The organism is Caballeronia sp. LZ024, assembly GCF_031451455.1.
Lineage (GTDB): Bacteria > Pseudomonadota > Gammaproteobacteria > Burkholderiales > Burkholderiaceae > Caballeronia > Caballeronia telluris.
In genome coordinates this window covers 1,552,670-1,566,306 of sequence record NZ_JARUXL010000004.1, presented here as the reverse complement: position 1 = coordinate 1,566,306, position 13,637 = coordinate 1,552,670, and the positions used below count along the sequence as shown (strand labels likewise).

Annotated in this window: 12 protein-coding genes; 11 read left to right on the top strand and 1 reads right to left on the bottom strand. The window is 64.6% G+C overall.

Translation table 11 applies throughout. The annotated features are described in order from the left end of the window. Positions 1 to 11: 11 nt before the first annotated feature. Positions 12 to 1,664 carry a mechanosensitive ion channel domain-containing protein gene (locus QCE48_RS29190; RefSeq protein WP_309781851.1) on the bottom strand — a complete coding sequence of 551 codons (1,653 nt, stop codon included), beginning with the start codon at positions 1,662 to 1,664 and terminating at the stop codon, positions 12 to 14. A gap of 321 nt (positions 1,665 to 1,985) precedes the next feature. On the opposite strand from QCE48_RS29190, the gene leuC reads away from it, so the two are divergent. The 11 genes from leuC (at position 1,986) to trpA (ending at position 13,608) form a co-directional block, all read left to right on the top strand. Further along, the gene (gene leuC / locus QCE48_RS29185) at positions 1,986 to 3,395 is read left to right on the top strand and encodes a 3-isopropylmalate dehydratase large subunit (RefSeq protein WP_309781852.1); all 1,410 of its coding nucleotides are present in this window, start codon (positions 1,986 to 1,988) and stop codon (positions 3,393 to 3,395) included. A gap of 28 nt (positions 3,396 to 3,423) precedes the next feature. Next, positions 3,424 to 3,546, top strand: a complete 123-nt coding sequence (locus tag QCE48_RS29180) for an entericidin A/B family lipoprotein (RefSeq protein WP_087632769.1) — start codon at positions 3,424 to 3,426, stop codon at positions 3,544 to 3,546. A gap of 39 nt (positions 3,547 to 3,585) precedes the next feature. Continuing rightward, positions 3,586 to 4,236 carry a 3-isopropylmalate dehydratase small subunit gene (leuD, locus tag QCE48_RS29175; RefSeq protein ID WP_062640267.1) on the top strand — a complete coding sequence of 217 codons (651 nt, stop codon included), beginning with the start codon at positions 3,586 to 3,588 and terminating at the stop codon, positions 4,234 to 4,236. A 26-nt stretch (positions 4,237 to 4,262) separates the two neighbouring features. Further along, the gene (gene leuB / locus QCE48_RS29170) at positions 4,263 to 5,330 is read left to right on the top strand and encodes a 3-isopropylmalate dehydrogenase (protein ID WP_309781855.1); all 1,068 of its coding nucleotides are present in this window, start codon (positions 4,263 to 4,265) and stop codon (positions 5,328 to 5,330) included. 378 nt (positions 5,331 to 5,708) lie between these two features. Next, entirely contained in the window at positions 5,709 to 6,830 is a 1,122-nt protein-coding gene (asd, locus tag QCE48_RS29165) for an aspartate-semialdehyde dehydrogenase (protein WP_309781856.1), read from the top strand. 124 nt (positions 6,831 to 6,954) lie between these two features. Continuing rightward, complete coding sequence (locus tag QCE48_RS29160; protein ID WP_309781857.1) at positions 6,955 to 9,090, top strand: FimV/HubP family polar landmark protein; 2,136 nt, start codon at positions 6,955 to 6,957, stop codon at positions 9,088 to 9,090. A gap of 1 nt (position 9,091) precedes the next feature. After that, positions 9,092 to 9,895 (top strand): tRNA pseudouridine(38-40) synthase TruA, encoded by an 804-nt coding sequence (gene truA / locus QCE48_RS29155; protein ID WP_309781858.1) that lies wholly within the window; start codon positions 9,092 to 9,094, stop codon positions 9,893 to 9,895. After that, a complete protein-coding gene (locus QCE48_RS29150) occupies positions 9,892 to 10,560 on the top strand; it encodes a phosphoribosylanthranilate isomerase (RefSeq protein ID WP_309781859.1) in 669 nt (222 codons plus the stop codon). Before truA ends, QCE48_RS29150 begins: the two co-directional genes overlap by 4 nt. A gap of 50 nt (positions 10,561 to 10,610) precedes the next feature. Continuing rightward, the gene (gene trpB, locus QCE48_RS29145; protein WP_309781860.1) at positions 10,611 to 11,804 is read left to right on the top strand and encodes a tryptophan synthase subunit beta; all 1,194 of its coding nucleotides are present in this window, start codon (positions 10,611 to 10,613) and stop codon (positions 11,802 to 11,804) included. Positions 11,805 to 11,815: 11 nt separating this feature from the next. After that, a complete protein-coding gene (locus tag QCE48_RS29140) occupies positions 11,816 to 12,697 on the top strand; it encodes a site-specific DNA-methyltransferase (protein ID WP_309781861.1) in 882 nt (293 codons plus the stop codon). Between the two features lie 107 nt (positions 12,698 to 12,804). Next, the gene (gene trpA, locus QCE48_RS29135) at positions 12,805 to 13,608 is read left to right on the top strand and encodes a tryptophan synthase subunit alpha (protein WP_309781862.1); all 804 of its coding nucleotides are present in this window, start codon (positions 12,805 to 12,807) and stop codon (positions 13,606 to 13,608) included. Positions 13,609 to 13,637 lie beyond the last annotated feature (29 nt).

Sequence of the window (13,637 nt, the reverse complement as noted above, 5' to 3'; positions counted from 1 at the left end):
TTACGCGGTCGTCACCCCTTCGCCGTTGGCTGCGTGAACCAGTTTTCCTTCGGCACGAACACGGGCTCGTCCGGTTGCGTCTGGAAGTGCGGCGACATGATCTGCACGCCCGCCGCGTTGAACTCGTCCTGGATATTCGCGTTCAGGTCGGAGAGGATGTACGGGCGCTGCGCCGGATCGTCGACGGCGGCGATCAGCTGATACTCCACATAGAAATCGGAAAGCGAGCGCTGCATCACGAAAGGCGCCGGGTCCGGCTGGATATGCGGCGTCTTCAGGGCGGCGGCTTCGAGCATCGCGTGCACATGGCGCCACGACGCGTCATAACCGATCGTCACGGATACGCCGATGCGCGCGCCGCGTTCGTCCGCGAGTCGCGAAAAGTTCTGGATCGGGCTGTTCACGACCAGCGAGTTCGGCAGCGTCACCTCTTCGTGGCTCGGATTGACGAGCTTCACCGAGAGCGCATCGACGCTCATCACCTGACCCTCCATCGAACCGATGCGCACCATGTCGCCCTTTCTCAATGCGCGCGAATAGACGAGCACCATGCCGCTCATCATCTGGTTCACGACGCTCGTCGAACCCAGCGTCAGCATGAAGCCGAACAGCACGCTCAGGCCCTTGAAGACATCGCTCTGCGAGCCCGGAATGTACGGATAAGCGAACGTGATCGCGATCGCCCAGACGACCGCGCCGAGCAGCCGCCGCGTCGCGCCCACCGTCTCCGGATGCAGGCCGGGGAACGACTTCGGCTGACGCTGGATCGAGTCGAAGACGTTGCGCAGCACGGTCTGCACGCCGCGGGTGAGCAGGAAGATCACGACGATCGTGACGAGTCCCGGAATCTGGGAGAGCGCGCCGAGACCGATCTGCATCAGCAGTCGCAGCAGGAAACCGCTCATGCGCCGGCCGAGCGGCGCGGTGAGCGGGAACTGGTCGAGCACGAAGATCAGCCACAGGTAGGCGAGCGAAAACATCAGGAACACGGCGAGCAACTGCGCGATTTGCGCGGTCAGCTGGACGGCGGAGCCGGTCCAGTCGAACTTGCTGGAGGTGCGGCGCAGGATATGTTGCTCCAGCACGCGCGACAGCCGGCCATGCACGCGTGAGCGCAGGCGCGCCACGAGCCACATCAGTGCGAGCAGCACCGCGAACGCGATCACCGACAGCACCGCGCCGCGCAGCAGGTTCGGCCAGTGCATCTGCCGGCGACGCGCTTCGAGCACGGCGTTCAGATTGCTTTCGACGGTCGCGGCCTGCGCCTCGAAGCTGCCCGATGCCGGCAGCGCGTCTTCGCGTGCGTAGGCGAAAAGCGGATGCGTGCGCGCGTAGAACATCACGCCGGAGTTCGCGCCCAACTGACCCGTGATTTTCGTGACCGGCGCGCCCAGCGCGTCTTCGGGCAGGTCGTTCAGCACGGCGAGCGCGTTCTCGACGCGCGATGCCGGATCGACGGCGCCGAGCGTCGCGCGCAAGGTTGCGATGGGGCGGTTCATGAATTCGAGTTCGGCGGCCGGCGCGGCCGTCCCCGACGCCGCCACGGGTGCCGACGCGGCCGATTGCGCGCCGGCACCAGAAACCGCGAAGAGAAGCACCAGCGCCACGCAGAACGCCGCCAGGGCACGTGCGGGCATCGGAATCGAGCGGACGATCGTCGACATGTCGTGAGTCCTCCAGGCGCTTTTTCGGTGTGGTTGTTTTGGGCGTCGGTTCAAGCCGCTGTCCCGTTTCATGTCCGTTATGCCGAGAATCTCACAAGCCTGTGAAAGAAAACACTTTTCCGCGCTGGCGTTCGCGAAAGTCGCGCGGAAGAACGCTGCAAAAACCATCCGGGTAGCGTCGATACAGGTAGCGCGACTACCACCCAACTCACTGTTTTTTATCGGTTTTTTTCGGGTTTGGCCGAAACACGCGCGCGCTTCGCGTGGCATAATCGACCGACACCTAGAACACACCCCGCAGTCACCACTCGAGCGCTCACCATGGCCCAGACTCTGTACGACAAACTGTGGAACTCGCATGTGATCCACACCGAGGACGATGGCACGTCCATCCTCTATATCGATCGTCATTTGCTGCATGAAGTGACGAGCCCGCAGGCGTTCGAGGGCCTGAAGCTGGCGGAACGTCCGGTGTGGCGAATCAGCGCGAACCTCGCGGTGTCCGATCACAACGTGCCGACCACCGACCGCTCGCACGGTATCGCCGATCCCATCTCGAAACTGCAGGTCGACACGCTCGACTCCAATTGCGATGCATACGGCATCACGCAGTTCAAGATGAACGACCTGCGCCAAGGCATCGTGCACATCATCGGGCCGGAGCAGGGCGCGACGCTGCCGGGCATGACCATCGTCTGCGGCGACTCGCACACGTCCACGCACGGCGCGTTCGGCGCGCTCGCGCACGGCATCGGCACGTCGGAAGTCGAGCACGTGCTCGCCACGCAAACGCTGCTGCAAAAGAAGAGCAAGAACCTGCTCATCAAGGTCGAAGGTCAGTTGCCGCGCGGCTGCACCGCGAAGGACATCGTGCTCGCGATCATCGGCAAAATCGGCACGGCGGGCGGCACCGGTTACGCGATGGAATTCGGCGGCTCGACCATTCGCGCGCTCTCGATGGAAGGGCGCATGACCGTCTGCAACATGGCGATCGAAGCGGGCGCGCGCGCCGGCATGGTCGCCGTGGACGACACCACCATCAATTACCTGAAGGACCGTCCGTTCTCGCCGCAGGGCGCGGAGTTCCAGCAGGCCGCCGACTACTGGCGCCAGTTCAAGTCGGACCCGGATGCGCAGTTCGACCGCGTCGTCGAACTGAACGCGGCTGAAATCGTGCCGCAGGTGACGTGGGGCACGTCGCCGGAAATGGTGATGTCCATCGACGGGCGCGTGCCCGATCCCGAGCGCGAGAAAGACCCGGTCAAGCGCAACGCGATGGAACGCGCGCTCACCTACATGGCGTTGCAGCCGAACACGCCGATCGAATCGATCCGGCCGGACAAGATTTTCATCGGCTCGTGCACGAACGCGCGTATCGAAGACCTGCGCGCCGCGGCTTACGTCGTGAAGTCGCTCGGACGGCGCGTCGCGTCGAATATCCGGCTCGCGATGGTCGTGCCGGGCTCGGGTCTCGTGAAGGCGCAGGCCGAGCGCGAAGGCCTCGACAAGGTTTTCACGGACGCCGGTTTCGAATGGCGCGAGCCGGGCTGCTCGATGTGTCTCGCGATGAATGCCGACCGGCTGGAGCCGGGCGAGCGCTGCGCGTCGACGTCGAACCGCAACTTCGAAGGCCGTCAGGGCGCGGGCGGACGCACGCACCTCGTGAGCCCGGCGATGGCGGCGGCGGCGGCCATCGAAGGCCATTTCGTCGACATCCGCAAGCTCGCCTGAACGCGCCCGCACGCCATTCACCGTCACTATGAAGCGCATCGCACTCTTGATGGCATCGCTCTTCGTTCTGGCGGGGTGCAACACGGTCCACGGCTTCGGCGAGGACATGCAGCACCTCGGCAACGCGATCAGCAACAAGGCGTCGAAGTAGGCCAGAAACCAAGGCCAAACACCAAACCGGTAAAGCGACATGGAAAAATTCATTGTTCACAGCGGGCTCGTGGCGCCGCTGGATCGCGAAAACGTCGATACGGACGCGATCATTCCGAAGCAGTTCCTCAAGTCGATCAAGCGCACCGGCTTCGGCCCGAATGCGTTCGACGAATGGCGTTATCTCGACGTCGGCCAGCCGGGGCAGGACAACAGCAAGCGTCCGCTGAATCCGGATTTCGTGCTGAACCAGGAGCGCTACAAGGGCGCATCGATTTTGCTGACGCGCAAGAATTTCGGCTGCGGCAGCTCGCGCGAGCACGCGCCGTGGGCGCTGGATCAATACGGTTTTCGCGCGATCATCGCCCCGAGTTTTGCCGACATCTTCTATAACAATTGCTTCAAGAACGGTCTTTTGCCGATCGCGCTGACCGAGCAGCAAGTCGACAAGCTCTTCAACGAAACCTACGCGTTCGTGGGCTACTCGCTGACGGTCGATCTGGAAGCGCAGGTGGTGCGCGCCGGCGACGGCACGGAGTACGCGTTCGACGTGCCGGGCTTTCGCAAGTACTGTCTGCTGAACGGTTTCGACGACATCGGCCTCACGCTGCGTCACGCGGACAAAATCCGCCAGTTCGAAGCCGAGCGCCTCGCGAAGCAGCCGTGGCTGAACAACCGCCTCGTGCGCTAATCCATCCAATTCATCAGGGAAAGAACATGAAGATTGCAGTGCTGCCCGGCGACGGCATCGGTCCGGAAATCATGAACGAGGCCGTCAAGGTCCTGAACGCGCTCGGCGAGAAGTTCGAGCTCGAAGAGGCGCCCGTCGGCGGCGCGGGTTACGAGGCGAAAGGCCATCCGCTGCCGGATTCGACGCTCGCGCTCGCGAAGGATGCCGACGCGATCCTGTTCGGCGCGGTCGGCGACTGGAAATACGATTCGCTCGAACGCGCGCTGCGTCCCGAGCAGGCGATTCTCGGCCTGCGCAAGCATCTGCAACTCTTCGCGAACTTTCGCCCGGCGATCTGCTATCCGCAACTGACGGCGGCTTCGTCGCTGAAGGCGGAGATCGTCGCGGGGCTCGATATTCTCATCATCCGCGAACTGAACGGCGACATCTATTTCGGCCAGCCGCGCGGCGTGCGCTCGTCACCGGATGGCTTGTTCGAAGGCGCAAAGGAAGGCTTCGACACGATGCGCTATTCGGAGCCCGAAGTGCGCCGCATCGCGCACGTCGCGTTTCAGGCGGCGCAAAAGCGCCAGAAGAAGCTGACGAGCGTCGACAAGGCGAACGTGCTGGAAACGTCGCAACTGTGGCGCGACGTGATGATCGACGTGTCGAAGGAATACGGGGACGTCGAGCTGTCGCACATGTACGTCGACAACGCCGCGATGCAGCTCGTGAAGGCGCCGAAAGCGTTCGACGTGGTCGTGACCGGCAACATGTTCGGCGACATTCTCTCCGACGAAGCCGCGATGCTCACCGGCTCGATCGGCATGCTGCCGTCGGCCTCGCTCGACAAGAACAACAAGGGCTTGTACGAGCCGTCGCACGGTTCGGCGCCGGACATCGCGGGCAAGGGCGTGGCGAATCCGCTCGCCACTATCCTCTCGGCGGCGATGATGCTGCGTTATTCGCTCGGCAAGACGGAGCAGGCGGACCGCATCGAAGGCGCGGTGAAGAAGGTCCTGGAGCAGGGCTATCGCACCGGCGACATCGCCACGCAGGACGGCCGCACCGTCGGCACGAAGGAAATGGGCGACGCGGTTCTCGCCGCGCTCTAAGGCGCGCAACACGCGATTCGGCGGCATTTTCCAGATGCCGCCGAATGCGTGAAATCATCTCTTTTCGCCGTTTATCGCGCGCGATCCGCGTCAAATTCAGTGAAACACGCGCGAGGCGAGGCGAAAACAGCGCGTTATCGTGTAGACTCTTTTGTTATGGCGAAGATCTCTCACATCTCTCTGGACTCGATTTCACGCGGCGAAACGGCCCGCGCGATTCGTCTCGCCATCGTCGCGCGCATCGGCACGTCCAAGCGCATTACGACAATCTCCCACAAAACGATCACGATTCGCTGATCGTCCGTCGTGTCCGCCCATCTTCCCCGCGCGGTCACAGCGGGTAAGGATGCGGGGAAGCGTCCACTTCAAGGGTTAGTCATGAACGTAGGTCTCGTTGGTTGGCGCGGCATGGTCGGCAGCGTCCTGATGCAGCGCATGCAGCAGGAAGGCGATTTCGACCTGATCGAACCGGTGTTCTTCAGCACCAGCAATGCGGGCGGCAATGCGCCGTCTTTCGCTAAAAACGAGACGAAGCTGAAAGGCGCGACAAGCATCGACGACCTGAAGAAGTGCGACGCCATCATTACGTGCCAGGGCGGCGACTACACGAACGAGGTCTACCCGAAGCTGCGCGCGGCGGGCTGGAACGGCTACTGGATCGACGCGGCGTCGTCGCTGCGCATGAAGGACGACGCGGTCATCATCCTCGATCCGGTGAACCTGAACGTCATCAAGGATTCGCTGGTTGCGGGCGGACGCAATTTCATCGGCGGGAACTGCACGGTCAGCCTGATGCTGATGGCGCTCGGCGGCCTGTTCCGCGAAAACCTCGTCGAATGGACGACGGCCATGACTTATCAGGCGGCGTCGGGCGCGGGCGCGCAGAACATGCGCGAACTGCTGAGCCAGATGGGCGCGCTGCATGGCGCGGTGAAGGAAGAACTGGCGAATCCGTCGTCGGCCATTCTGGATATCGACCGCCGCGTGCTCGCCACGATGAACAGCGACGCCATGCCGACCGACAACTTCGGCGTGCCGCTCGCCGGCTCGCTGATTCCGTGGATCGACAAGGATCTCGGCAACGGGATGTCGAAGGAAGAGTGGAAGGGCGGCGCCGAAACCAACAAGATTCTCGGCAAGCCGGCGATGGGCGAGCCGGGTTCGGTGCCCGTCGACGGCCTGTGCGTGCGGATCGGCGCAATGCGCTGCCACTCGCAGGCGCTCACGATCAAGCTGAAAAAGGACGTGCCGCTCGACGAAGTGCACGGCATCCTGGCCTCGGCGAACGACTGGGTGAAGGTCGTACCGAACGAGCGCGAAGCGTCGATGCGCGATCTGTCGCCGGCGGTCGTCACGGGCACGCTGACGGTGCCGGTCGGCCGTCTGCGCAAGCTGGCGATGGGCGGCGAGTATCTGTCGGCGTTCACGGTCGGCGATCAATTGCTGTGGGGTGCGGCCGAGCCGCTGCGCCGGATGCTGCGCATTCTGCTCGACAAGTGAAGTAAACTACGCGCCACGACGCGCGGAGTCATGAAAAGCGTCGCGTTTCCGCGGCGCTTTTTGTTTTGTGCGACCGATTTCGCTTTTCCCGCTGTTTATCTTTATCGACGCGCCTGGAGCCTCAATGACCCTTCGACACCGTCGGCCTAACGTCCTTTCGTCATGCGCGCCGCGCGCTGCGGTCGCGGCCTGGCTCGCCGCCGCGTGCGTGTTCGCCGGGGCGCACGCGGATGACGCGCGAGCCCAGGCGAGCGGTGCGGCGGCGGTGACAGAAGCGTCGTCGTCGGTGGCTGCGGGCGCGCAATACGCCGTGAAGCCGGGCCAGTCGCTCAACGACATCGCGGGCGAACTCACCGGATCGAAAGACCGCGCGACCCGCGAGAAGATGGCGCGCGCCTTGTTCGACGCGAATCCCAACGCGTTCATGGGGAAGGACCCTAGCCGGCTCAGGCTCGGGTCGGTGCTGACGGTGCCCGCGGTGGATGGCGGCGCGGCGTCGGCTGCGGCTGCGGCGAGTGCGGCTGCTTCGGCGCCTGCCGAGAATGCCGCCGTTCAGGCGCCGGCATCCAGTGAAGCTGTCACGCCCGCACCGAGCGCGAGTGCCGCCACGCCGACGCAGGCCGTCGAGCCGGCGCCGGCCGCGAGCGAAGCGTCGGCTGTCGTCGGTGGCGCGGCTGCGGCGTCCGAGGCAGCATCGACGTCCGCAGCTTCTGCGGCGATTCCAGACAGTGTTCCGGCTCCTGCGCCGGTCCCGGCGCCCGCGACGGCGTCACGAGGCGGTTCGACGGGGATCATCGCGGGCGTGGGCGTTCTTGTCGTGTTGCTTGCGCTGTTCGCGTTGCGTGCGTCGAAGCGGCGTCGCGCGCGCGAGTCCGATGCGATTCCCCGCGATACCGCTCCGCCCGCGACGCCTGTCGCTGCTGCGACGACTGCCGGGAATCTCGACGGTGCCGCCGTGCAGCGCGACGAGGCCGAACTGAACGCGGTGGCGGCGAGCATGGAAGATTACGACGCCGCTCAGTCATTCGAAACACCAACCGACGACGAGCCGCGTCCGGTTGCCGACGCCCGGCCGGCTGCGCCGGCGAGCGCGCCACAGGCCGCTGCGGACGAGGCGTCCGCGCTCCCGCGCGAAAGCGCGCCGCGTCCGGCGCCGTTCATGCCCGAGGCGCCGGCGGCACGGCATCGCGATTTCGTACCGCCTTTGCCGACGATTGCCGCGCTGGAAGCGGAAGCACGGGAAGCGGCAGTTCGAGAAGCGGAAGCACGAGAAGTGGAAGCACGAGAAGTCGCCGCACGCGAGGCAGCGGCCAAGGAGGCTGCCGCCCAGGAAGCTGCGGCGAGAGAAGCGCAATGGGAAGAGCGGGCTCGCGAAATGGAGCGGCGCACCGTCGAGGCGCAAGCTGCGGACGCCCGCGCAGCGGCGGAACGCGAGAGCCGCCAGGCCGCGATGCAACTCGAAGCCGAAGCGCGCGAGGCCGAAATTCGCGAAGACGCCGCGCGTCAGGCTCACGCGGTTGAACCCGCGCCGCAAGAACCCGAGCCGATTGCGGAGCTGCCGCAGGAACCGCAGCCGCACGAACCTGCCATTCGCGAGACGCCGGCGCTTCAGCCCGAACCCGCCGTCGACGAAGAGCGCGACGACGAGCCTACGCCCGCCGCGCGCTTCCCGCAGCCGAAATTCCCGCGCGAGGCGATCGAGGCGCTCGATTCGCTCGACCTCGGCCTGCCGCCGCGCCGTGAATTGCCGCCCGCGCCGCCGCCGATCGCGCAGCGAACGGCCACGCCGCAACCGCTCGTCGAACCGCATACGGCACCGCACGCCGCGCCCGCTCCGGACATCGCGCCTTCGATCGAACCCGAGCCGATGAGGCCGCAGCCCGTCGCGGAAACCAACGTCCTGCAACGCCGGTCCGAACCGATCGCCGATTTGGCCGAACCGCCTTTCGCTGCGCAGGAAATCGAGTCGGGAACGGCCGGGCCGGCGTCGGTGGCGGGGCTTGGCGCATCGCGGTTCGGCCCGATGCGCCTCGATTTCAACCTCGATCTGCCGTCCAGCCAGACCGAACCCTTGCCCGCCTTCACGCCGGAGCAAATCGCGACCATCGCGCGCAACAAGCTCGAACTCGCGGCGGAATACATCGATCTGGGCGATCTGTCGGGCGCGCGCACGCTTTTGCAGGAAGTGATCGACTCGAACGATGCCGCCACGCGCCAGCAAGCCGCCGCGCTTCTGTCGACGCTTGCGCCGCATTCCTGACATGCGGATCGCGTTAGGCATTCAGTACGACGGATCCGCGTTTTGCGGCTGGCAATCGCAGCCGCACGGCAACACGGTGCAGGACGCGCTCGAACGCGCGCTCGCCGAGTTCGCGCAGACGCGTCTTACGACGGTCGTCGCGGGCCGCACGGATACGGGCGTCCACGGGCTCGGGCAGGTGCTGCATTTCGATACGGACCTCGACCGCGCGCCGTTCTCCTGGGTGCGCGGCACGAACGCGTTCCTGCCGCCGACTGTCGCGGTGCAGTGGGCGAAGCCGATGCCCGACGATTTCCACGCGCGCTTCGCCGCGTTCGAACGCACCTACTACTACGCGCTGTACGTGAACCCGGTGCGCTCGCCGATGCTCACGGGTCGCGCCGGCTGGGTCCACACGCCGCTCGACGTCCAGGCGATGCGCGAAGCCGTCCCGGTCCTGATCGGCGAGCACGATTTTTCGTCGTTTCGCGCCGCCGATTGCCAGTCGAAGACGCCGGTCAAGCATCTTCACCAGATCGACATTCGCGAACAGGGCGATTTCATCCACTTTCGCTTTCGCGCGAACGCGTTCCTGCATCACATGGTGCGCAACCTGATGGGCTGCTTCGTCGCGATCGGTCGCGCTCGCCATCCGGCCTCGTGGATGGCCGACGTGCTCGAAGCGCGCGACCGCAAGATCGCCGCGCCGACCTTCATGCCCGACGGCCTCTATCTCGCCGAGGTCGGTTATCCCGAAAACTTCGCCGTACCGGCGCCGCAGCTCGGCAGCATGCCGTGGAGCGCGGTCTGGGCAGACCCGACATGAACGACCCGACACTCCATCGCACGCGCATCAAGCTCTGTGGCCTTTCGAAAGTGGAAGACGTGCAACACGCCGTCGCGCTCGGCGCCGATGCGGTCGGCTTCGTCTTCTACGAGAAAAGCGCACGTTCGGTGAACGTGCAGCAGGCCATCGAACTCACCCGTCACGTGCCGCCGCTGGTGTCGTCGGTGGGATTGTTCGTGAACGCGAGCGCGGACTGGGTGCGCGAGGTCACGTCGAGCGTGCGGCTGTCGCTGCTGCAGTTTCACGGCGACGAAACGCCCGAGCAATGCGCCGAACTCGCCGCGATTGCGGGTTTGTCCTATTGGCGCGCGGTGCGTGTTGGGCCTGATGCGACGGCAGCCGATTTGGTAGAATCGTCGTTCAAATATTCAGCAGCCAGTGGCCTTCTGCTCGACGCACTCGTCGACGGCTACGGCGGCGGTGGAAAGGTATTCGATTGGTCACTTATCCCAACAGATCTCGGGCATCGGGCCGTTTTGAGTGGTGGGTTGAACGCTCAAAACGTCCTTGACGCAATCCAGCGAGTGCGCCCCTTCGCAGTCGATGTCTCTAGCGGCATCGAAGTGCCGGGCGCCAAGGGCGTGAAGGATCACGCCCGCATGGCGGCGTTCGTGCGCGCAGTGCGCGCGGCGGACGCCGGGTGAATCGAACGTGGCGGCACAGTCCCGCCACGACCACCGAGAGAGTGACGCAAATGTACAATTTACCCGACGAAAGAGGCCATTTCGGCCAATATGGCGGCGTATTCGTCTCCGAAACGCTGATCCACGCCCTCGAAGAACTGCGCGATGCCTACGACGTCGCGCGCCAGGATCCGGCCTTCATCGCCGAATATGAATACGAGCTGAAGCATTACGTCGGCCGGCCTTCGCCGATTTATCACGCGAAGCGCTGGAGCGAAATGCTCGGCGGCGCGCAGCTTTACTTGAAGCGCGAAGACCTGAATCACACCGGCGCGCACAAGGTCAACAACGTAATCGGCCAGGCGCTGCTCGCGCGCAAGATGGGCAAGCCGCGCGTGATCGCCGAGACGGGCGCGGGTCAGCACGGTGTTGCGACGGCGACAATCGCCGCGCGCTTCGGCATGGAGTGCGTTGTCTACATGGGCTCGGAAGACGTGCGCCGTCAGGCGGCCAACGTCTATCGGATGAAGCTGCTCGGCGCGACCGTGATTCCCGTCGAATCGGGATCGAAGACGCTCAAGGACGCTCTCAACGAAGCGATGCGCGACTGGGTCACGAACGTCGAAAACACGTTCTACATCATCGGCACCGTAGCGGGCCCGCATCCGTATCCGATGATGGTGCGCGACTTCCAGCGCGTGATCGGCGACGAATGCAAGGTGCAGATGCCGGAAATGACCGGTCGTCAGCCTGATGCGGTGATCGCGTGTGTTGGCGGCGGATCGAATGCGATGGGCATCTTTTACCCGTATATCGACGATAAAGCCGTGCGTTTGATCGGCGTCGAAGCAGCTGGCGACGGCATCGACACTCGCCGGCATGCGGCCTCGCTGATGGGTGGAAGTCCGGGCGTGCTGCACGGCAACCGGACGTACCTGTTGCAGGACGAGAACGGCCAGATCATCGAGACTCATTCGGTTTCCGCGGGCCTCGACTATCCGGGCGTCGGCCCCGAGCACGCGTGGCTCAAGGACGCGGGCCGCGCGGAATACGTCGGCATTACCGACGAGGAAGCGCTCAAGGCCTTCCACGACTGCTGCCGCATCGAAGGGATCATTCCCGCGCTGGAATCGAGCCACGCGCTCGCCTACGGCGCCAAGCTCGCGCGGACGTTGCCGAAGGATAAGGTGCTGCTCGTCAACCTGTCGGGCCGCGGCGACAAGGACATGCATACGGTCGCCGAGCGATCGGGCATCCAGTTCTGAGCGCCCGGACGATGCGCAACGTGATCGACGAATCGCTGTCGGTGGGCGCCCTGCAACAGGGCAAACCCGACATCGACATTCGCAACCGCGATTTCCTGATCGATGCAGTGAATATCCCGGACGCCTCGATTGACCTGATCGTGGCGGACCCGCCGTATGGTCTGGGCAAGAACTACGGTAACGACTCCGACATGCTCTCGGGCGAGGCTTTCCTCGACTGGACCTATGCGTGGCTCGACCTCGTGATTCCGAAGCTCAAGCCCAGCGGTTCGCTGTATCTCTTCTGCACCTGGCAGTATTCGCCCGAACTGTTCGTGTTCCTCAAACGCCGGCTGATGATGGTCAACGAGATCGTCTGGGACCGGCGCGTGCCGAGCATGGGCGGGACGACGCGCAAATATTCGTCGGTGCACGACAACATCGGTTATTTCGCGGTATCGAGGGACTACTATTTCGATCTCGATCCGGTGCGCATCCCCTACGACGCCGTCACCAAGAAGGCGCGCTCGCGCAAACTGTTCGAAGGAAGTAAGTGGCTGGAGCTTGGCTATAATCCAAAGGATGTCTGGTCGGTGTCGCGGCTGCATCGGCAGCATGCCGAACGCGTCGATCATCCGACTCAGAAGCCTCTGGAAATCGTCGAGCGCATGGTGCTCGCGAGTTGCCCGCCGGGCGGCCGCGTGCTCGATCCGTTCATGGGCAGCGGCACTACGGCCGTCGCCTGTGCGCGTCAAGGGCGCCAGTTCACCGGCTACGAGATCAACGCCGATTACTGCGCGATCGCGGAAGAACGGGTCGCCGGGGCGAAAGTCGTGCGCCTCGCGCCCGTTGGCGCCGTAGCGGACGTCATGCACGCCGAGCCCGCGCAAAGCCCTGCCACCGAAGCCGAATAACGTCTGTGCGTCGCTGACCCGCCAGAAAGCGCGATCGACCGCGCATTCGGGCACCGATGCATCCGCGCGCATCAACGCACGCATCAACGATTACCGAGAAAATTCTCATGTCCCGTATCAAGAATACTTTTGCGGCGCTCGCCGCGCAGGGCAAGAAAGGGCTGATTCCGTTCATCACGGCTGGCGACCCGAATCCGGAGCAGACCGTCGAATTCATGCACGCGCTCGCCAAGGGGGGCGCGGACGTGATCGAACTGGGCGTGCCGTTTTCCGATCCGATGGCCGACGGGCCGGTCATCCAGCGGTCGTCGGAACGCGCGCTGGCGCGCGGCGTGTCGCTGAAACACGTGCTGGCCGACGTCAAGCGCTTCCGCGAAACCGACGACAAGACGCCCGTCGTGCTGATGGGCTACGCGAACCCAATCGAGCGCATGGGCGCCGACGCGTTCGCCGCGGCCGCGAAGGAAGCGGGCGTCGACGGCGTTCTGGTCGTCGATTATCCGCCGGAGGAATCGGTGGAATTCGGCAAGTCGATGCAGCAGGCGGGCATCGATCCGATCTTTCTGCTCGCGCCGACTTCCACGGACGAGCGCATCGCCGCCGTCGGCAAGGTGGCGAGCGGCTACGTCTATTACGTATCGCTCAAGGGCGTGACCGGTTCGGCAAATCTGGACGTTTCCAGCATCGCGAGTAAAATCCCGGCCATCAAGTCGCATGTGTCGCTGCCGGTCGGCGTCGGTTTCGGTATCCGCGATGCCGAAACGGCCCGTGCAATCGGCGAGGTTGCGGACGCGGTCGTGATTGGCAGCCGGCTCGTGCAACTGCTCGAAGAGGCATCGCCCGATACGGCCGCGGAGTCGCTGACGCGCTTTATCGCCGAAATCCGCACGGCGCTCGACTCTGCACAATAAACTCGCGGTCGCGGCTCCGAGGGCCGCGA